The organism is Paenibacillus psychroresistens (assembly GCF_009728935.1).
GTDB classification, from domain to species: domain Bacteria; phylum Bacillota; class Bacilli; order Paenibacillales; family NBRC-103111; genus Paenibacillus_AC; species Paenibacillus_AC psychroresistens.
In genome coordinates this window covers 1,057,711-1,076,291 of sequence record NZ_CP034235.1, presented here as the reverse complement: position 1 = coordinate 1,076,291, position 18,581 = coordinate 1,057,711, and the positions used below count along the sequence as shown (strand labels likewise).

21 protein-coding genes are annotated in these 18,581 nt (G+C 42.3%); 4 read left to right on the top strand and 17 right to left on the bottom strand.

Features of this window, described 5'->3' with window-relative positions; translation table 11 throughout:
- Positions 1–15 precede the first annotated feature (15 nt).
- A complete protein-coding gene (locus tag EHS13_RS05005) occupies positions 16–1,059 on the bottom strand; it encodes a LacI family DNA-binding transcriptional regulator (RefSeq protein WP_155699310.1) in 1,044 nt (347 codons plus the stop codon).
- A 160-nt stretch (positions 1,060–1,219) separates the two neighbouring features.
- Between EHS13_RS05005 and EHS13_RS05000 the strand changes: the two genes are divergently transcribed.
- Positions 1,220–1,861, top strand: a complete 642-nt coding sequence (locus tag EHS13_RS05000; RefSeq protein ID WP_155699309.1) for a GDSL-type esterase/lipase family protein — start codon at positions 1,220–1,222, stop codon at positions 1,859–1,861.
- A 69-nt stretch (positions 1,862–1,930) separates the two neighbouring features.
- Here the strand turns inward: EHS13_RS05000 and EHS13_RS04995 are convergent, their stop codons facing one another.
- Both EHS13_RS04995 and EHS13_RS04990 read right to left on the bottom strand, forming a co-directional pair.
- Positions 1,931–2,482, bottom strand: coding sequence for an SLOG family protein (locus tag EHS13_RS04995; RefSeq protein ID WP_155699308.1), 552 nt, complete (start codon positions 2,480–2,482; stop codon positions 1,931–1,933).
- Between the two features lie 16 nt (positions 2,483–2,498).
- Complete coding sequence (locus tag EHS13_RS04990; protein ID WP_155699307.1) at positions 2,499–4,493, bottom strand: response regulator; 1,995 nt, start codon at positions 4,491–4,493, stop codon at positions 2,499–2,501.
- Between the two features lie 242 nt (positions 4,494–4,735).
- Between EHS13_RS04990 and EHS13_RS04985 the strand changes: the two genes are divergently transcribed.
- The 3 genes from EHS13_RS04985 to EHS13_RS36350 all read left to right on the top strand — a co-directional run bounded on the left by EHS13_RS04985 (position 4,736) and on the right by EHS13_RS36350 (position 6,469).
- Positions 4,736–5,287 (top strand): bifunctional transcriptional activator/DNA repair enzyme AdaA, encoded by a 552-nt coding sequence (locus EHS13_RS04985; RefSeq protein WP_155699306.1) that lies wholly within the window; start codon positions 4,736–4,738, stop codon positions 5,285–5,287.
- A gap of 160 nt (positions 5,288–5,447) precedes the next feature.
- On the top strand, positions 5,448–5,783 hold the full coding sequence (locus EHS13_RS04980; RefSeq protein ID WP_155699305.1) for a hypothetical protein: 336 nt from the start codon (positions 5,448–5,450) through the stop codon (positions 5,781–5,783).
- 227 nt (positions 5,784–6,010) lie between these two features.
- Positions 6,011–6,469, top strand: coding sequence for a hypothetical protein (locus EHS13_RS36350; RefSeq protein WP_193571476.1), 459 nt, complete (start codon positions 6,011–6,013; stop codon positions 6,467–6,469).
- A gap of 4 nt (positions 6,470–6,473) precedes the next feature.
- Here the strand turns inward: EHS13_RS36350 and EHS13_RS04965 are convergent, their stop codons facing one another.
- From EHS13_RS04965 to EHS13_RS04900, 14 genes are all read right to left on the bottom strand, one after another.
- Positions 6,474–7,031 (bottom strand): NUDIX domain-containing protein, encoded by a 558-nt coding sequence (locus EHS13_RS04965; RefSeq protein ID WP_155699303.1) that lies wholly within the window; start codon positions 7,029–7,031, stop codon positions 6,474–6,476.
- An 89-nt stretch (positions 7,032–7,120) separates the two neighbouring features.
- On the bottom strand, positions 7,121–8,089 hold the full coding sequence (locus tag EHS13_RS04960; protein ID WP_155699302.1) for an acetylxylan esterase: 969 nt from the start codon (positions 8,087–8,089) through the stop codon (positions 7,121–7,123).
- Between the two features lie 29 nt (positions 8,090–8,118).
- Positions 8,119–8,817: a GntR family transcriptional regulator gene (locus EHS13_RS04955; protein WP_155699301.1), complete on the bottom strand. Its 699-nt coding sequence runs from the start codon at positions 8,815–8,817 to the stop codon at positions 8,119–8,121.
- 93 nt (positions 8,818–8,910) lie between these two features.
- Positions 8,911–9,711 (bottom strand): SDR family NAD(P)-dependent oxidoreductase, encoded by an 801-nt coding sequence (locus EHS13_RS04950; protein WP_155699300.1) that lies wholly within the window; start codon positions 9,709–9,711, stop codon positions 8,911–8,913.
- The gene (locus EHS13_RS04945) at positions 9,708–10,379 is read right to left on the bottom strand and encodes an SDR family NAD(P)-dependent oxidoreductase (protein WP_155699299.1); all 672 of its coding nucleotides are present in this window, start codon (positions 10,377–10,379) and stop codon (positions 9,708–9,710) included. The genes EHS13_RS04950 and EHS13_RS04945 overlap by 4 nt, the downstream gene beginning before the upstream one ends.
- A 13-nt stretch (positions 10,380–10,392) precedes the next feature.
- On the bottom strand, positions 10,393–11,598 hold the full coding sequence (locus tag EHS13_RS04940; protein WP_155699298.1) for a dihydrolipoamide acetyltransferase family protein: 1,206 nt from the start codon (positions 11,596–11,598) through the stop codon (positions 10,393–10,395).
- Positions 11,599–11,635: 37 nt separating this feature from the next.
- The gene (locus EHS13_RS04935; protein WP_155699297.1) at positions 11,636–12,100 is read right to left on the bottom strand and encodes a VOC family protein; all 465 of its coding nucleotides are present in this window, start codon (positions 12,098–12,100) and stop codon (positions 11,636–11,638) included.
- Between the two features lie 25 nt (positions 12,101–12,125).
- Complete coding sequence (locus EHS13_RS04930) at positions 12,126–13,106, bottom strand: alpha-ketoacid dehydrogenase subunit beta (RefSeq protein WP_319633418.1); 981 nt, start codon at positions 13,104–13,106, stop codon at positions 12,126–12,128.
- 73 nt (positions 13,107–13,179) lie between these two features.
- Entirely contained in the window at positions 13,180–14,007 is an 828-nt protein-coding gene (locus EHS13_RS04925; protein WP_162462961.1) for an SDR family oxidoreductase, read from the bottom strand.
- Positions 14,008–14,021: 14 nt separating this feature from the next.
- Entirely contained in the window at positions 14,022–14,921 is a 900-nt protein-coding gene (locus tag EHS13_RS04920; RefSeq protein ID WP_155699295.1) for an SMP-30/gluconolactonase/LRE family protein, read from the bottom strand.
- 3 nt (positions 14,922–14,924) lie between these two features.
- Positions 14,925–16,004: an aldose 1-epimerase family protein gene (locus EHS13_RS04915; RefSeq protein WP_162462960.1), complete on the bottom strand. Its 1,080-nt coding sequence runs from the start codon at positions 16,002–16,004 to the stop codon at positions 14,925–14,927.
- Between the two features lie 18 nt (positions 16,005–16,022).
- Positions 16,023–16,970, bottom strand: coding sequence for a thiamine pyrophosphate-dependent dehydrogenase E1 component subunit alpha (locus EHS13_RS04910; RefSeq protein ID WP_155699293.1), 948 nt, complete (start codon positions 16,968–16,970; stop codon positions 16,023–16,025).
- Between the two features lie 13 nt (positions 16,971–16,983).
- A complete protein-coding gene (locus EHS13_RS04905; protein WP_155699292.1) occupies positions 16,984–17,751 on the bottom strand; it encodes an SDR family NAD(P)-dependent oxidoreductase in 768 nt (255 codons plus the stop codon).
- 29 nt (positions 17,752–17,780) lie between these two features.
- Entirely contained in the window at positions 17,781–18,566 is a 786-nt protein-coding gene (locus EHS13_RS04900; protein ID WP_155699291.1) for an MBL fold metallo-hydrolase, read from the bottom strand.
- Positions 18,567–18,581 lie beyond the last annotated feature (15 nt).

The window sequence follows — 18,581 nt, the reverse complement described above, 5'->3', positions numbered from 1 at the left end:
AATTTTCCCTCCCTTTCATTTGGAAACACTTGCAACAGAATCTCTTTCGATCAGCTTACAACGTGGTTTTATTGGATTATGGGGAAGCTCATCTTTGTTGATTAGTGCTAGAAGAGTACTCATAGACTGTGTACCTAGTTCATGCAGCGGCAAATCCATTGTAGTTAATGCAGGAGTTAAATGACCGCTAAACTCTCGATTATCAAAGCCGATAATGGATACATCCCGAGGTACGGAAAGTCCCAGCTCAGCGCATGCATGAATAGCTCCGGAAGCCATCAAATCGTTCATCGCCAAGATAGCTGTCGCTGGCTTCGCCACTTGAAGCAATTCTTTGGCAAGCGTAAATCCAGAATCAAACTCCCAGTTGCCTGTTTTGATATCATTGGGCTCAAATATTAGCTGATGTTCCATAATAGCCTTGTAATAACCATTAAATCTAAGCCGAGTCGGATCTGAATCGATCGGGCCGCTTATAAGCGCAATTTTCTCATGTCCACGGTCAATCAGATACTTGGTTGCATCATACGCACCGAACTCATCATCATAATTGACAGAAAGATCGGGTTGATCGTTAGCATAACAATAGGTGTAGACTATCGGAATCTGCAGGTTGTTAAACAAGTTAGTTAGTTCACGTGTATGTATACCCACATAGATAATTCCATCCACTTGCTTGCTCATTAATTCCTTCATTGCCCGTTGCGCGTACTCCACATGAGAGTCTGGTTGATAAAGGAAATTCTGGCCCGTATGCTTAAATAGCCGCATATTCGTAAGAATAATGGATTGATTCTCTGTATTCGCATAGTCGTTTATTCCATCTACAATTTCTGGAGAGTTAAATACTGTAATATCTTCGACAATGACACCAATTGTATTAGTTTTTTTCAATTTCAAGCTTTTTGCAATGTTATTCGGCTTATAATTCAAATCTGCGACTACCTTCAGCACTTTATTGCGCGTTTCTAAGCTTACGCTGCCGCTATCATTCAAAACATACGAGATGGTTGCGGTGGACACATTCGCTAATTTAGCAATATCTTTGATTCGAATCATGTTAACCTCCCGCTTACTTAATCGATTAAGTTGTAAATGTAGGATACCATGATTTCTAAATTCTGACAACACATAATTCTTATATCAACAGACTATCCCAATCCAATTAATCTATCAACTCATATGATAAACAAATTGTGATTTGCGGAGGTGATCCATTTTGTTTGAATATATGGCTCTAGGTGATTCTATTACGGTAGGGGTAGGAGCTTCCTCACGATGTTGCGCTTATCCTTGGTTAATTAAGCAAAGCTTAGTGCAGAAGCTTGCTTCACCCGTTGGGCTTAGAGTAGTCGCACGTTCAGGCTGGACTAGTGCAGCACTTATGACCTCATTATTCAGTCAAGATCCAAACCTGATTCGAAGGTCAAACGTTATTGTTATCTGGATTGGCGGAGATGATTTAGTCAAAGCAGGACGTGCTATTCTAAGAGGAAGAGATTCCAAGCTGTTAACCCTCATGCTCACTCGTTATAAACAGAATCTTAACACGATGATTTGTGGAATAAAGCGGATCAGCAATGCCAAAATCATCTTATGTACACAATACAACCCATTTCCGAATAGTCCTATTGCAATTAGTAGCATCCAATCGCTCAACCAAATCACCAAAGCTGCTGCCACATGTCATAGAACGGAGCTTGCTTTGATTCATTTGGCTTTTGCGGGACATGAAGCTCAGCTTATTCAATGCTACAACGGTGGTAGAATAGAAGATGTCTTCAATGGGACCACACCGCCCATTCATCCAAATAATGCGGGACAGCGCGTTGCGGCAGATGTGATATACCCACGATTCTAGAAATATAGCCCCCTTTACTAAATAGGCACAAGGATGGTAATATCCGTGCTTATTAGGTATTGGAGGCTTTTATCCATAATCCTGCTGCTCATCCTCTGCAATGCTTTGTAGATCATAACCGTTGATTTGGTAAAGCGGATAATTTTTCGTGAGTGCCATTTGCTCGGCTTGAGCTTTGATATATTTGGGAGAGCCTTCATTTTCCTCATCATAAACCAGAATCATTCCATCCGAGTTGCGCAGCAAGAATTTGTTCTTCTCTTTAAACTGCCATGGACCCTCATACTTGGTTTTGGTAACACTATTTACATAATCAGCATGAGTCAGAATAAGGTTATATAGCTTTTTCTTCTCTTCGTTCCACTTCTCTTCTTGCTCGAGAAAAGGAGTTATTACCGCTAAACGGAGATCCTTATATTCCTTCTTCAATTCAAGCACGGCTTCAGCTGCCCAAATTTCCACGCCCCATTGACCACTTACAATAATCCATTCCAGCCCTTCGTCCAGCAAAGAAAGGATCCTCTTCTTTATCGCTTTTTTTATTACCTCTATACCCGGATGCTTTTGCGAGAAAATCCCCAGCTCCGTTGCTTTATAACCTGTAATTAATATCCGCTTCATTCCATTACACATCCGTTTAAGTAAAATGGCGCATCAATAAGTTTTCAATGGTTCTGATTTTAATCGGCTTATTTATGAAGTCTATCATTCCAAGGGCATAACAACGCTCTTCATCCGTTTGTGAAGAACCTGATGTGACCGCTATTATTTGAGGTCTGAGTTGTACTGAAATTTCCTTCCATATAGCTTCTGTCGTCTCAAATCCGTCCATCTCGGGCATTTGTAGATCCATAAAAATGAGGTCATATGACTTCTTACTCAATAACTCCATGGTCTCAAAACCGTTTCTCGCATAATCAAAAGTATGCCCTAATCGCTGTAAAATACGTCCCATTAACATTTGGCTTATCTGATGATCCTCTGCCACCAGTATATGTAATTTTCTCATTAAAGGCTTGAAATTTTCAGCTGATCTTACTGCCGCTATTTCAAATTTGGGAGTTTCCTCTGAGAAGTAAAAAGACTTTGTTTGAATCGTAAAAATAAAGATCGCACCATGCTCAACTGCTTCTTCCGCATGAATTTTCCCACCCATTAATTCAACAAGCGTTTTACAAATCGCTAATCCAAGCCCAGTACCTCCATATTTACGGGCCATAGAGGAGTCCAATTGAGAAAAAGGTTTGAATAAATCAACCATTTTAAGCGGTGGAATTCCAATCCCGCTATCTTTAATGACAAATTCAATTTCAAGGGAGTCGCCCTGATGAAAGATTTGATTCACTATTACATAAATCCCGCCGCTTTTTGTAAATTTAACCGCGTTCCCAATTAAGTTTATCAATACCTGACGTAATCTTGTAGCATCCCCCGCAATATGCTGAGGGAGATCTTCATCGATATAATACTCTATTTTTAAATCGCGTTCCAAGGTTGCCGCCGTAAATAATTCAAACGTTTCCTGGACCAGATCTCGCAGCATTAGCGGTTCTTCCTCAAGCTCCATTTTGCCAGATTCAATTTTGGAGTAATCTAAGATATCGTTAATTACGGACATTAAAGCATCCGCACTGTTGCGAATTATGCCAGCATATTTTCTCTGCTCGGAATCTAGCTCTAATTCAAGCAGTAAGTCAGTCATTCCAATAACACCATTCATCGGTGTACGAATTTCGTGGCTCATCATGGCTAGAAACTCAGACTTAACACGAAGTGCATTTTCCGCCTCTTCTTTAGCCTGCAACAGCTCACGATCCAACCTTTTCTGCTTTGTAATATCTCTTGCGATTACGTATACCCCAATCACTTTCACATCCAAGATAATCGGAATATTAATTACATCATAAATCAGAATATCTCCATTTGATTTTATATCTTTGGTTTCATATCGTTGCACGTTTCCACTCACTGATTGTTTAAAATAGTTTTCAATGCTTAATAAATTCTCTTGAGAAGTAAATGTACGAAAATTAAGCTGCCCTTGCTCAATTTCTTCGCTTTTCACACCCATTATTTTCTCGAAAGCAGGATTAACGGAAATGTAATTTCCTAATAAATCCAATGAATAAATAAGATCAGGATGGTGCTCAAATAAAGTTACCGCTTCCCGAAATCGTTCCAGACCTTTATTGCTTCGTTCGAGCTCAGCTTTAACGGATTCCAGTGCCTTTTTTTGCAAATCCAGCTCAATAAACACCTTTACCTTACTCAACAAAATATCCGTATTTACCGGTTTGAATAGAAAATCAACCGCTCCTGTTTCGTAGCCTTTATATAGGGTAGTATCTTCTTTGTTAATAGCTGTGACGAATATGATCGGAACTAGCTTAGTCTTGTTATTGCCTCGCAAGATTTCTGCTAGCTCAAATCCGTTCATTTCTGGCATATTCACATCAAGCAATATTAAAGCAAAATCATGGCGCAGTGTAAACGACATAGCTTCATAGCCGGAATGCGCTTTATATGTCTCGCAGCCTAATGTTTTTAATATCTTTTCCATCGCAAACAAATTCTCTTCCCGATCATCGACGACAAGTATTTTGGCTATTAGTTTTTCCATTATAGTTAACATAATTGCACTCCTTAATCAAAAAAAACCAACCCGTATCCATATAGTTACGTTTGGTTTTCACTTCCGTTTTCCAATTTAGCATCTAATAATAATGATACTCTATTTCCCAAAATTAATATAGCAATCACCCGATATTGGAGAGTCAATTAGGTGAGTGGATTGCTTTCGTATTCTTGCTCTTCTATTCCATATAACTTACGTGCTGTCGAAATTCAGGCTATACTAAGGGGAGAGGTGATTTCATGAGTAATCAAAAACTAAGCGAAGAAATATGGCATGCCATTGCAACCAACAATCCTATTTTTGATGGAAAAATATATTATGGAGTCCAGACAACCCGAATTTTCTGCAGACCCTCCTGTAAATCAAGGATCCCATTAAAAGAGCATGTCCACATTTTCAATCATATAGATCAAGCTCTAGCCGAGAACTTCCGACCTTGCAAAAGATGCAAGCCAGATGGATTGAAGCAGCCCAATGAAGAATGGATTACACAAATCATCGAATGGATCGAAGCTCATTATATGGAGACCTTAACATTGGATAAACTTGCCGAGCTTTTTCATGGAAGTCCCTATCATCTTCATCGAACCTTTAAACGAATTAAAGGATTAACCCCATCTGAATATATCCAAAAGATTCGAATGGAGAAAGCTATGCAGCTCTTAAAGACAACACAACAAAATGTTATGGAGATAGGTGTGGCTGTTGGCATACCTAATGCGGCACATTTCGCAACACTTTTTCAGAAGAATGCAGGATTGTCTCCTAGCAAATATCGCCATAGCTCCTAAGCTTATTGACTTATCTGTGTAGTCTAAGGTAATATAGGTTTAAATTAATATCGGCCGTAAAGAATACGCCGCTTTTTCTGTCAAGATTCACTGACGGAAAGGCGGCTTTTTCTATTCTTGCGATGCTGGCTTTTTGTTGAAAATCTGAGGAGGAAAAGAAATGTTTAAACAGCCCCTACTTAAAAAGCAAGAACTAACAGAGTTTGCAATGAAGCGAGTGAAGGAAAATGCAGCTTTCCTTTCATTTGAGCAAGGAGAAGATGAGTTAACCTTCCGTTTAATCGAGCCTAACGGAGATCCTTCAGGTTGGCTTTGGTTACATAATATTTGGAATTCCTATCAACGGTCAGGAGATTTAAATGAGGTCATTGATTTAATTAACGGTCAATTAGAAGGAATGAAGTACATTAAACAAATGACAGAGCAACCACGTGGTGTTGATGTTTTTAATGTATATCCTGCAATTCGCCAATCTGATTATATTAAAAGAAGCTAAACAAATTGCTATACAATCTGGAATGATTTATTTTGCCAAATATGCATTAGCCTCTGACCCAAGACCGCTTTCCAACCACATTTATTGGGTAGAAGGAAACAAACGCTACTGGTTGAAGGGTGTTCAAGCATAACGATATGATTGCTTTGACTTAACAATTTCCAATGGAATTAAGCGAAAGGCACATGGTATAATCAATACTATAAGAATTAAAAGGAGTAACTTTTATGAATAAGAAATTAGATTTAATTATTGCTAAGCTTGAAGAACATGATAAAAGATTCGATCAGCACGATAAGAAATTCGAACAGCAGGATAAGAGATTTGAACTGCAAGATAAGAAATTCGAGCTTTTACTTGCTCGACATGACGACCATGACAAGAACTTCGAACGGATGTTTTCTAGGCTTGGCCAACATGAAGATATGATTGTTTCTTTAATTAAGTCGGTTGCAACTAATAGCAGTTGTATAGAAGAATTACAGACGGATATGAAAGAAGTTAAGACGGACATGAAAGAGGTTAAGGAAGATGTTAAATATATAAAAGGCGATGTTTCGCAACTCAAAGAAAATCAACAGATCATGCTGCTCATGCAGCAAGATCAACAAAAAATCTTAGAAAGACTTTCCTTCCGTTCGATCACTCACGAGGCTGATATTGCTGAGCTCAGAAGAATCAAATAAATGCTTAAACTCGGAACAACCCATATCTCTCTAAAGCTTTAATCGCAAGAGGTTCCTTAATCAAACCTTTTCCCTCGGCTTGGAAAGCAACATCTAGCAACCATTTAGTAAAACCTGCTACATTCATAGATTCTGTTTCCTCAAGCGTAAAGAAACCTGCTTCATCGACTTCTTCATCATCCGGTATAGGTTCGCCAGACAGATACTCCATCTCAAAGGCTATATATAAATTATGGATTTCACGGGGCTGGTCTCTCACGGCAATAATTCCTGTAACCTTGGCATGAATACCTGCTTCTTCAAGTACCTCGCGAACAATGGTTTCTTCTATGGGTTCCTGTTGTTCAATATACCCGCCTGGATTAGTCCAATAGCCTTTGCCAGGTTCTTGAGCGCGTCTAACAAGCAGTATTTTACCCTCTTTTATGATTAGCGCTCCAACACCTATACTATAATTTCCCCAATATATATAATCACATGAAGTACAGGCCAAACGATCTGCCCCGCCAATGGAACGAACCTCTACCGTACTTCCACACTTTGAACAAAAATTAATACTCATTCTGCAACACTCCCTAACTAAGATGTAATTCAACTCTCATCTTAGTACAAACTATCTTAGAATGGCAATCATTCTTTGGCAATTGGTTTTTACAAATATGTATCAATGAATTGCATCATGGACTCCTGAAAACGCGGAATACCGCCAACATGCCCGTAATCGGGATAAACCTCGAGCTGCTTTTCTCCGCAAATATGGTTATAAGCAGCAAAGCTAGCGGAAGGAGCACAGCAAGTATCTTGCAGGGTAATCCCCAAAAATGTACGAGCAGTTACTAGTGATGCCATATTCATCGCGTCAAAATAGCTTAATGTTCGATGAATTTGAGCTTCTTTACTGCGAGCAGGATCAAAATGCATAAACCATTGGAAAATTTCCTTATAAGGTGATTCTATTTGCAGCTCCATCGAACGTTTGAAATGGCTAAGAAACGGGAATATGCTCAGCACAATTTTGGGTCTTGCATCCAAGGCTGCTGCTGCCAAGGCAAGTCCCCCACCTTGACTTTCACCATAAACAGCAATTCTAGAAGCATCTATTTCTGGACGCTCAGCGACAAAATCAATAGCCCGCAAGCAGTCGATAAATACTTGCTTGTAATAGTACGTTTGTGGATTTAGAATCCCTTTTGTCATCCAGCCTGGAACATTACCATCTGCATAAACGACATAATCTGGCGTTTCTCCCGCCTGACCGCGAATATCAATCGATAGGACAGCTATGCCTAATGCACACCAATACATAAATTGATGGGGATATCCGCGATCTACGCCCGTATAGCCATGATAGCGGACCATTACAGGCAAAGGCTCTACAGATGATGCTCGTTTAGGAACCAGATACCAGCCTTGAATGGGGGTATTGTCCAAGCCAGCATATTGAATGCGGTAAATTTTTATGTCTTTATACGGGTATTGCATTTCAGTCAGCTTTGCTTGTAAAGGCTTTTGTGAGGACTCCAGCTTCAGTTTATCCCAGAACAATTGAAAATCCGGTTCTTTAGTCAACTCAGGTTTATAATCGATTAATTGATCATAGGGTAAATCGTTTTGTGGCATTAGACAAGCCTCCTATAACCCTTTGTCTATTATTCACTTATTTCATTGCTTGTGTAGATCTTTTCCATTCTATAAACGATAATGTCCTTACATTTCGAAATATGAGCAACTAGCTCATCCACACACTTGGGGTTCTTCTGAATCACAAGATCAGCCAATCTCTTATGATCGTTGTAAAATTCTTCAAAGTTAGCACTCGTCATGTTGGTAATTTCCAGAATAGCTTGTAATACGTTCGCCATTGAATTCCAGGCAACAAGTAGAGGATTATTCTCTAGCATATTAATAATACTGCGATGAAACTGCATATCGAGAAACGAGGTTTCTGCGCTGGTGATCTCTTTATCAGTCGTTTGCTTTCTATAGGCATCAAAGGTTTCCATAATATCGAAAATAGGTCTGTAGTTAAAGGTTGAGCTGCTAATTATCATTTCCAATGCCTTCTTTTCCAGCATTAACCGCAAATCAAACAAATCAATAAAATGCTTGATCGAAAATCCGACTACTTCTGTACCACCATTCGATAAGTTTAACACTAATCCCTCTTGAGCCAGCATTTGCAAGGAGGTTCGAATCGGTGCACGACTAATTCCCATTTGCGTTGCAATAGTAGCTTCTATCAACCTGGATCCAGGTCTATATTTACCAAGAATAATATCAGTGCGCAAGCGCTTGACAATTTCCTTTGTTTGCAAGGCTCTAGCTAATGGATCATCATATTTGTTCATAGGTTACCTCATCTTGTAATATTCAAAACTTCGACAAGCTTTGTAATATTATGGTATCAATAATTTGTTAATATTACCAATATTTTATTCAAATTACTGAGCTAGATATCCGCCATCTACAGCTAACAAGTGCCCCGTTACCATGGAGGCTTCGTCAGAAGCCAGAAAAACAGTCGCGCCAACAATTTCTCGGGGCTGTCCCATCCGCTTTAATGGAACCTTGCCGATGGTACGATTGAATAATTCCTCTTTGGTAGGCTTGCGTGTTGAACCTTTATATAGACTATCAATATTATCGGATAATGTTCCCATTGGAGTTTCAAACCAGGAAGGAGCAATTCCGTTTACAGCAATATTAAGATCGGCCCATTCTACGGCCAAAGTACGAGTAAGCTGTGCAACAGCGCCCTTACTTGCTGCGTATGCAATCGATTCTGGATTGCCTGCGAAGGCGAATATGGATGCCATGTTAATAATCCGCCCGCCTCCTTGAGCTTTCATGACTTTCCCGACAGATTGGCACAGATAGAACAAACCATTCAAATTGATATCGAGAATGCGATCAAAGACCTGATCGTCGAACTCTTCGCTTGGATAACGATGGGTAATTCCAGCGGAATTAATCAGAATATCAATTTTACCAAATTCAGCTAATACTGCTTGGGTTAAAGCTTCAACTGATTCAGGTGATGTAATATCTACTTGTAGAAAAATGGCACGTTGACCAAGCTCTTGAATGGAAGCAATGGTTGCCTCTGTATTCTTCGGAAATACGTCCGCTAACACAATATCAGCACCAGCCATCGCCAAACCAAGCGCCTGCGCTTCACCAAGCATCCCTGCAGCACCAACAACAAGTGCCACCTTACCTGAAAGATCGAATAATTTGCTCATTGGGCAACATACCCCCCATCCACAGAAATAATCTGTCCCGTAACCATTTGCGAGGCATTCGAAGCTAAATACAAGACAGTGCCTACAAGCTCTTCCGCCTTGGGAATGCGTTCCAGTGGTGTAACCTGCGCTATACGTGGGTTGCTAATGGTTCCTTCAGGCAAAGTTGAAGCGATGGCATTCACCCGAATTCCACGCTTTGCCCATTCAACGCTTAAGGTTCTTGCGATTTGGTGTATGGCTCCTTGACTTGCAGCGAATGCAATTGCTCCTGGTGCTGCTACTATTCCTGAAATGGAGGAAAGAAAAATAATATTACCTTGCTCTTGCTCCAGCATATGTTTTCCTACTTCTTTGGCATAGAGAAATTTGCTCTTTATGTTGCCTTGCACGATATCCTTCCATTGCTGTGGAGGCATTTCTAAAGCAGATGCTTGTGCGAAAACTTCCCATGCATGGACCAAGATATCGATTTGGCCAAATTGGGCTATGATAGTATCCACTTTTGAAGTAATAACGGCTAAATCCGTCATATCCGCAGCATCACTTATAATAGCTACTTCTGCCCCTTGATTACGAAAACCTTCAGCGATTGCAGTCCCTACCTCATTACCACCAATAACAAGCACAATACGGCCTTTCCATTCTGTTTCAGCTTGCTGACTCATTTACAAACCTCCATTACACTAAAATCCATTCGTCTGATTGCAGCTGCTCGGACAGAGTTTGCATGAATCTTGCTGCTGCTGCTCCATCCACGACACGATGATCAAAAGTTCCTGTTAAGATCAGGGTCGGTCGAAATTCTAGCTTTCCATCTATTAGCACAGGTGCTTGACGTATACTGCCTACTGCTAGGATACCTGCCTCTGGAGGATTAATAATCGCTTGAAATTCATCTACATCAAGCATCCCCAGATTAGAAATGGTAAAAGTCCCGCCCTGCAAATCCTCTGCTTTTAACGATTGCTTGCGTACACTATCTATCTTTGACATACGTAACCTGGCAATTGATGCAATCGACAATTCATCGGGCTTATGGAGTACAGGCACTACAAGACCTGCATCTGTGGATACCGCTAAACCGATATTCACATCAGGGTGCTCAACAATAAAACAATCCGCATCATACGGACTGCCAATAAAGGAAGCATTTAAGCTGCGATGTTTATTCAATGCTTGGGCAACTGCACTAATCAGGAAATCGGTGAAGGTCAGCTTAATTCCACTCTTGGCTAAGCTCCCTTGAATCACTTGTTTAATTTCTAAAGCTTTTGAAACATCGACACTTTTCTTAATGCTAAATTGCGGAATCGTATTGACGCTTTCCAGCAAACGTTTAGCAATCGTTCTTCTCATTTTGGACAGCGGTTGACCGCCTGCTATTGGCAGATTGGATTTAAGCTCTGTTTCTGGTTGAACTGCAGCCATTACTGCTTGACCTGCCAGCTCTAAATCACGGAAAACTATTCTGCCGCGCGGCCCTGTCCCTTTGAGTTTGGTATAATCCACACCTAATTCTCTGGCACGTCTGCGTGCTGCTGGCGAAATCGCAATTCGCTCACTTAATGCTGCTGTAATAATGGGAGTCGCAGCTTTCTCCGTTTGGGCATTGCTAGATGCAGCATTTACCTCACTGGAGATTGCTGAATTTGAAGCTAGCTCTGCAATCGCAGACCCAACTGGAACAAGCTCGCCTTCTTTGGCAATAAAGCTTAGAATGCTCCCGTCTTGGGGCATTTCCAATTCTACGACTGCTTTATCTGTCTCAATTTCCGCGATAATCTCGCCTTTTTTTATAAATATTCCTGCTGTAACAAGCCACTTCTGAATCCTTCCTTCCTCCATGGAAAGCTCCATTTTGGGTAAACGGATCGACTCCTGCATAAAGCTTCAACCTCCGCCTGCATTCTTATTCCACGAATCATAAACCAGCTCTCTGTTGCACAATCTCCAGTGTAATTCCATCCGGATCGAGAAAATAACAAGTAAAACCGCCTTCATTGCGTCCTGCCGTAATGGCCACTGGTTCTGATTTAAATCGAACTCCATTTTCAACCAGAAACGCATACATGCTGTGAATATCATCGACAATAAAGGCCAAATGAGCTGCACCTGTATTGCAGGTTTGTACGTCTAGCTTAACTCCTGCTGGTGTTACATATTGGTTCAATTCCAATAAATGCTTGGAACGCCCGTGATCTACACCTGGAACGGACAGCATGGCTGCATAAAGATCTGCGTCGGGATAGCCGACAAATTTGCGTGTATATTCATTGGATTGACGCTGCTTATGGACCAGCTCAAAGCCCAATAATTCCGTATAAAACTGGATGGAGCGCTCAATATCACTAACTGTAAAAGCGGTATGAAAATGCCCGATAATCACTTACTCCACATCCTTGTTAATAGTATTAATAAACCTTGAACTGGCTTTTAACGGCATTTACAATATCCGCAACCTGCGGCAAAGTCTGCTTCTCTAAATTTCGATTAAACGGAATCGGTACATCCTGCGTAGCGACTCTAAGAATAGGCGCATCCAAGTAGTCAAACGCTTCCTCTTGAATCAAGGCAACTACCTCGCCCCCCCAGCCAAAAGAACGATGAGCTTCATGGACAATAACGGCTCGCATTGTTTTGCGGACAGAAATTAAAATGGTTTCTGTATCTAATGGATCGAGTGTTCTTAAATCGATAACCTCCGCTGAAATGCCTTCTTGCTCTAGAATTTGCGCGGCTTCCAACGAATAGTCCACCATCCGTGAAATGCTAATTAAAGTGACATCGGTTCCACTGCGTTTAATGTCTGCTTTTCCAAGTGGAATCACATAATCCTCTTCCGGAACATGCCCTTTCTTGTTGTACAGCATCTTGTTCTCAACAAACAGCACGGGAGCATTCTCCCGCAATGCAGCCTTTAGTAATCCTTTGGCATCATAAGGTGTAGAAGGCACAACAACCTTAATGCCTGGGATATGGGCAAAAAGCGTCTCTAAGCTCTGGGAATGCTGCGCCCCGTTGCCGCGTCCTCCGCCACCTTGCGTGCGGATAACCATAGGAACGCTGGTCTGCCCGCCAGACATATATTTCATCTTAGCGGCCTGGTTAAGAATTTGATCCATCGCCACCAATGTAAAATCAATCCACATGATTTCAATCACCGGGATAAGCCCCGTCATTGCTGCGCCTACACCAGCACCAACAAAGCCCGATTCCGAAATCGGGGTGTCTCTCACTCTTTCTTTGCCAAACTGTGCAGCTAGATCCTTGGTTACTTTAAAAATACCGCCATAATCGCCGATATCCTCACCCATTAGGAAAATCCGGCTGTCTCGAACCATTTCCTCGCGGAGCGCCTCATTCAAGGCTTGCGCCATTGTAATTTCTCTCACTGGATACACTTCCTCACTGCATGAATGTTTCTATACTGTTTACAGGCGCAGCCGACTTTTACACATGAACAGTCTATTTCTTTTCCATCGTAGTCCAAGGGAAAATAGGCTTCTTGGGACCTTCACCAATTTCATAACCACCGGTTGCCAGAATTTCTGTTCCCGTAATAAAGCTAGCCCAGTCGCTGGCAAGAAATAGCACTACAGTAGCAATTTCTTCTGGCAAGCCGCCTCGCCCTAACCATTGCAATGTTTCGGAATAGGCTAGGAATGCTTCCGGGTCTTTTTGACGGCTTGTTGTCAGCTCGAACATCTCCGTACAAATGTGTCCCGGCTTCACCTCATTGACCCTTACGCCATGTCTGGCTTCATCCACTGCAAGTGCTTTAGTCATAGTGGTAATCGCACCTTTGGTTGCACAATAGCCAGCCGATCCTTCATTGCCCGTTGTGCCAAGCACGCTGCCAATGTTGATGATATTGCCTTTCACTGTCCGTAAATAAGGCAAAGCATATTTGCAACCTGCATAATAAGCGGTCAAATTAGTCACAAGAATATCATTGAAATCCTCAACTGAAATTTCGTCCACAGGACGCTGCAGCGGGAAATAACCGGCACAGTTTACAAGCACATCAATCCGTCCAAATTGAGCAACCGTAAAGTCAATCAACGCCTTGACGTTTTCGTGCTTAGATACATCGCATTCAAAAAATACACAGCTGCCAGCACCTTTTTCAGTCAATTCCTTAGCCAGCTTTTCGCCCAAATCCTTGCTTCGCGCCGCTGCAACAACATGCACACCCGCATAACAAAAAGCTTCGACACATGCCTTGCCAATTCCCATGGAAGCACCCGTAATAATCGCTACCTTGCCTTTCATACCTTCTTCGATTGACCTCAAATGAATAACCCCCTTCATTTAGTAATATCCGCCGCATATTCAGGCTTGCCTTTAATCCCGAGATTATAACGATAAACCGGTCCGCCTATATCCGCTGCATGGAAATCATAGCCTTGTGGCGCGACCGGCAGCGTGACACTTAACCCTGCTGTAGTTACATAAATATCCGTAAGATCGGCACCGCCAAAAATCACGGATGAGGTTTGCTTGGCAGGCACTTGTAGAACCTGATCCACCTGGCCCTGCGGATTGTAACGTACTAAGCAGCCTCCATACCATTGCGCCGACCAGACAAAGCCTTCTGCATCTACCGTCAAACCATCCGGTATGCCTTCATGCTCGGGAACCTGAACAAAAACACGGCGGTTGGATACAGTGCCTTGCTGCAAATCGTAATCGTAGGCATAAATAACCCTCAGAACCGTATCTGTGTAATAAAGTGTTTTGTTGTCTGGTGAGAAGCCCAAGCCATTGGAGAGATGAATATCCTCATCTAAAATAGAAATAGAGCCATCCTTTTCTACTTTGTACAGCTTACCTAACGGGTATTCCGCGCTATCCGGTCCATAGAATGTGGTTCCGAATAAGAATCTGCCTGCTGCATCGGCTGTAGCATCATTGGAGCGAAGTCGGTTGCCTTCGAACTGATCCGCGATAAGCTGAAAGCCGTTAAACTCATCCCAAAGATATAAACCTTGATGCGTGGCACAGACTAATCCACCACGTTTATTCATCGTAAAACCGCTAACGTTTGGCCCTTCCGCAGCTTGCTTCACAGAGCCACTTTGAGGCTCATATACATAAAGCTTGCCAGTCAGCATATCGGTCCACCAGAATTGCTGCTTGACCTCATCCCAAATCGGACTCTCTCCACACAAATAAGTAAAATCAGCAATGATCTCATAGTTCTCCATGGCTTATTCTCCTTCGAGTTGACGAATAAACTGTTCAAAGCTTTCAATATCATCCTTGCCATCCAGCACACCTATTTCAAGCGAAAAATCAAGTGTTTCAAAAGAATTAATCCTGCGAAGCGTACCTGATTCTCTTTCGAAGGTTCTGCCTTTTACATTGCAGGTTGCTGGCATTATGCCCAATGCATAATCGCCTGATCTCATCGATTTCCACTCGACCAAATTTGGCAGCATATTCGCATTGTATTTAATATAGACACCGATACCCAATTGATCGTTGATTACAGCAGCACCAGTCATTCCCTCGCTATTGCTTGCTGTTTCATGACTGAATACTTGCTCTGTATAACCATCTACAGGGGCAGTTAATTGTGCAAATTCAGCAATTCCCGTTTGAGATAAGGGATCCCTTGCCACTGTTTTCGATTTAGGAATAAGAAGTCTCGAATTTTCGTCTAGGATAGGAAATCCAACATTAACATGATAAAGCAGCATTAGCTCCTGCTCTTCAAAGCCTTGATTTTCAACGCGATCCTCAATGAGCACCGATTTAGCGCCTGCTTTTGTCGAGATCGTGCGTTTCAGCAGTAGATTCTCATTAAAAATAGCCGATTCATTCATTTCCCCGGAAACCTTAAGTACGTAATCGTCGCCTTGCCAAGCTGCGAAAGCGTTTACTTTTTCAGCCGGTGTATTCTTCAAATTTCCGTGAAATACCTGATTTAAGCCGCCATCTACTGCAGTTGTGCCCACATTCCGTAAACCGCAGGTATAGAGCATTCCGCCAGAGATGGAACGCATGAACTCCGTACCGTTCATATCAGCCAGCGCAGGTGAAACAATCCCCGACTTTGGCAAGAAATTCAAATTCATGCCTTTATATTTCATACTGATCATATCCAGACATTTGCTTTCCAGCAGGGTAAACTCCAAGCCAGTTCCATTAGCAACATTCAAGGCTTTAATACCTTGAGCCTTACCCTCGGTGTATTCGAAAGGTTGAATATAAGCAAGCTGAGACATATGACCAATTCGTTTCAGCAGCTCCTTGCGATCCAGCTCTTTTCCGAAAAATCTTGCCATGCTCCTCATCTCCTTTACTTAGACAACATCCGTATAAATTTCATCGTAGCTTGGTTCGGAGCTAATTCTAGCTGCTTCAACCGCCGTATTAAGCTCGGCTTTTATGTCAGAAATCCACTGCTCTATCTGGCTTTCAGTAGCCTGGCCCTGCTGCAGCAGCTTTTCTTTTGCACGCTTGATGGGATCCTTCTCTTTCCACGCTTGGACTTCATCCTTGCTTCGATAGATCTCGGAATCCCCATACATATGGCCTTGCAATCGATAGGTTTTCGCTTCCATGAAGGTTGGACCCTCGCCCTTGCTAGCTCGTTCCATAGCTTTCAGCGTTTCCGCATAAACAGCCTCTGCGTCATTGCCATCTACTGTAACACCTTGAATCCCTAATGAAGCCGCGCGGCCAATAAAATCCAATACCTTAACGGAATCGCGAATCGGAGTCATTTCCGAATATTCATTGTTCTCACAAACGAACAGCATTGGCAAATCCCACAACGCGGCCAAATTCATCGCTTCATAGATCACACCTTGATTCATCGCTCCATCGCCAAAAAAAGCCACTGAAATGCGATCAAGTCCATTCATTTTGGCAGACAATGCGCCGCCTGCTGCAATCGGAACTCCAGCGCCGACAATGCCGTTTGCCCCTAAAATGCCAATTTCAGGTGCGGCAATATGCATCGGTCCACCCTTGCCCTTGCAATAGCCATCGATTTTGCCAAGAATCTCTGCAAACAGCTTTTGCGGATCCGCGCCTTTAGCAAGATGCTGACCACGGCCTCGATAGGTTGTTGTGATATAATCCACTGCACGCAAAGCGGTGCATACACCTGTGGCTATGGCTTCCTGCCCGATATAAGAATGATAAGAACCGCCAACCAGCCCTTCTTTATAAAGCTCAATTGCCTGCTCCTCGAATAAACGAATCTGCTGCATTTTTTTATAAAAATCTGGCAACGTATGTGCCATAATTCCACCTCACCTAATCCACCGATTTCAAGTAAAACTGCGTGCTGGAGCCCCCGTCAACCGTAAGGACTTGCCCTGTAACAAAATCTGAAGCCGATGAAGCGAAAAAGGCGACAACGGTTGCCACATCCTTGGGCATGCCAATTCTTCCTGCGGGAATTTGTTTGCCTACTGCCAAGCTATCATGGAGTGGATGCGCTAAATTCTTCTCCACCTCGGTCGCACCAGGTGATACGGCGTTCACTTGGATGTTGAGATGCGCCAAATCCAATGCTAATTGTCGGGTTAAGGCGTTCATCCCGCCTTTAGAGGATGCATAAGCCGCATATTTGGTCATAGTAAGCAGTGCATGGACCGAGCTGATATTGATAATTTTCCCGCCGCCATGTTTGACCATTTCCCTCGCACAAGCTTGTGCAGTAAAGAAGCTGCCTTTGAGATTCGTATCCAGTACCTCATCCCAGCTTTCTTCCGTGACATCAAAAAAATCAATTGTCGGGCAATAGGCTGAATTGTTAACCAGAACATGAATCGTCCCAAAAGCTTCCTTCGCTTGCTCGATCATGGCATTTATTTCTTTAACGGAGGATATATCCGCTTTAATGGCTATTGCTTTTCTTCCCATTGCTTGAATCTGTTCAACCACTTCCAAGGCTTGTTTCTCACTGCTGCGGTAATTAACGATAACGTCGGCCCCGCAAGCTGCAAGATGAAGCGCAATCCCTTTGCCAATCCCAATCCCCGCGCCAGTTACTAAAACTACCTTATTACTCAAATCCATCGCTTACACCTCAATGTAATTAGTCAATTCTAAACAACGAAAATCTCGCCCATCTTGAATAACAAGGCTTCTGTATCGGGCACAGCCTGTTTAACACCCTCTAAGAATACCACCGGATCTCCACCTGAGTTGCCCGGCAACATCCAGAAATGACAAGGCACTGCATACTTTGGCTTTAAAATTGAGATAGCTTTAACAGCATCCGCTTCATTCATATTGCCGTATTTGCCGTTAATCGGCAGAATTAACAGGTCGATCTCAAACCTATTCGCAATTTCTTGAAATTCTGCTTCCCGCAAACAGGTATCTCCCATATGGTAAATCGTTTTACCTTGTGATTGGACGATTATGCCAACCGCATCTGGAGCTATATCTCCATGATCCGCGAAAACACTATGAATGCTCACCCCAGCTATCTCATAGCTGATGGAGCTTTTTAATAATGGCTGACATCGTTCTGCCGCAACACCAAGCTCCACTAAAATCCCAATGGTTTGTGGCGGTGCATAAAAAGGGAAATCAACAACGCTCAAAGCTTCTATAAGCTCCACATCCAAATGATCCTCATGATGATGCGTCATCAGATAGGCAGTAAGCGGCAATGCTTCTAATTCCGCTGGATCGATTAAAGCGGGCATAAGCCGTTTAAACGCCAGCCCAATTCGATGCTCACAGAAATCCGTTAAATATGGATCGATAACGATATATTGACCTTCACTTGTTTTGTAGATATAGCCAGCCTGACCTAATGAACAAACAGCTAAATGATTAGGCTCAACCGCTACGCTTCGCAAATTGTCCAATAAATTGATCATCTTATAGCTCCTTAG

Bases quoted from the DNA above. Each gene is read 5' to 3' on its own strand.
- EHS13_RS05005 (WP_155699310.1), bottom strand. From the start codon at position 1,059: ATGATTCGAATCAAAGATATTGCTAAATTAGCGAATGTGTCCACCGCA.
- EHS13_RS04995 (WP_155699308.1), bottom strand. From the start codon at position 2,482: ATGAAGCGGATATTAATTACAGGTTATAAAGCAACGGAGCTGGGGATT.
- EHS13_RS04990 (WP_155699307.1), bottom strand. From the start codon at position 4,493: ATGTTAACTATAATGGAAAAACTAATAGCCAAAATACTTGTCGTCGAT.
- EHS13_RS04985 (WP_155699306.1), top strand. From the start codon at position 4,736: ATGAGTAATCAAAAACTAAGCGAAGAAATATGGCATGCCATTGCAACC.
- EHS13_RS04980 (WP_155699305.1), top strand. From the start codon at position 5,448: ATGTTTAAACAGCCCCTACTTAAAAAGCAAGAACTAACAGAGTTTGCA.
- EHS13_RS36350 (WP_193571476.1), top strand. From the start codon at position 6,011: ATGAATAAGAAATTAGATTTAATTATTGCTAAGCTTGAAGAACATGAT.
- EHS13_RS04965 (WP_155699303.1), bottom strand. From the start codon at position 7,031: ATGAGTATTAATTTTTGTTCAAAGTGTGGAAGTACGGTAGAGGTTCGT.
- EHS13_RS04960 (WP_155699302.1), bottom strand. From the start codon at position 8,089: ATGCCACAAAACGATTTACCCTATGATCAATTAATCGATTATAAACCT.
- EHS13_RS04955 (WP_155699301.1), bottom strand. From the start codon at position 8,817: ATGAACAAATATGATGATCCATTAGCTAGAGCCTTGCAAACAAAGGAA.
- EHS13_RS04950 (WP_155699300.1), bottom strand. From the start codon at position 9,711: ATGAGCAAATTATTCGATCTTTCAGGTAAGGTGGCACTTGTTGTTGGT.
- EHS13_RS04945 (WP_155699299.1), bottom strand. From the start codon at position 10,379: ATGAGTCAGCAAGCTGAAACAGAATGGAAAGGCCGTATTGTGCTTGTT.
- EHS13_RS04940 (WP_155699298.1), bottom strand. From the start codon at position 11,598: ATGCAGGAGTCGATCCGTTTACCCAAAATGGAGCTTTCCATGGAGGAA.
- EHS13_RS04920 (WP_155699295.1), bottom strand. From the start codon at position 14,921: ATGGAGAACTATGAGATCATTGCTGATTTTACTTATTTGTGTGGAGAG.
- EHS13_RS04915 (WP_162462960.1), bottom strand. From the start codon at position 16,004: ATGGCAAGATTTTTCGGAAAAGAGCTGGATCGCAAGGAGCTGCTGAAA.
- EHS13_RS04910 (WP_155699293.1), bottom strand. From the start codon at position 16,970: ATGGCACATACGTTGCCAGATTTTTATAAAAAAATGCAGCAGATTCGT.
- EHS13_RS04905 (WP_155699292.1), bottom strand. From the start codon at position 17,751: ATGGATTTGAGTAATAAGGTAGTTTTAGTAACTGGCGCGGGGATTGGG.
- EHS13_RS04900 (WP_155699291.1), bottom strand. From the start codon at position 18,566: ATGATCAATTTATTGGACAATTTGCGAAGCGTAGCGGTTGAGCCTAAT.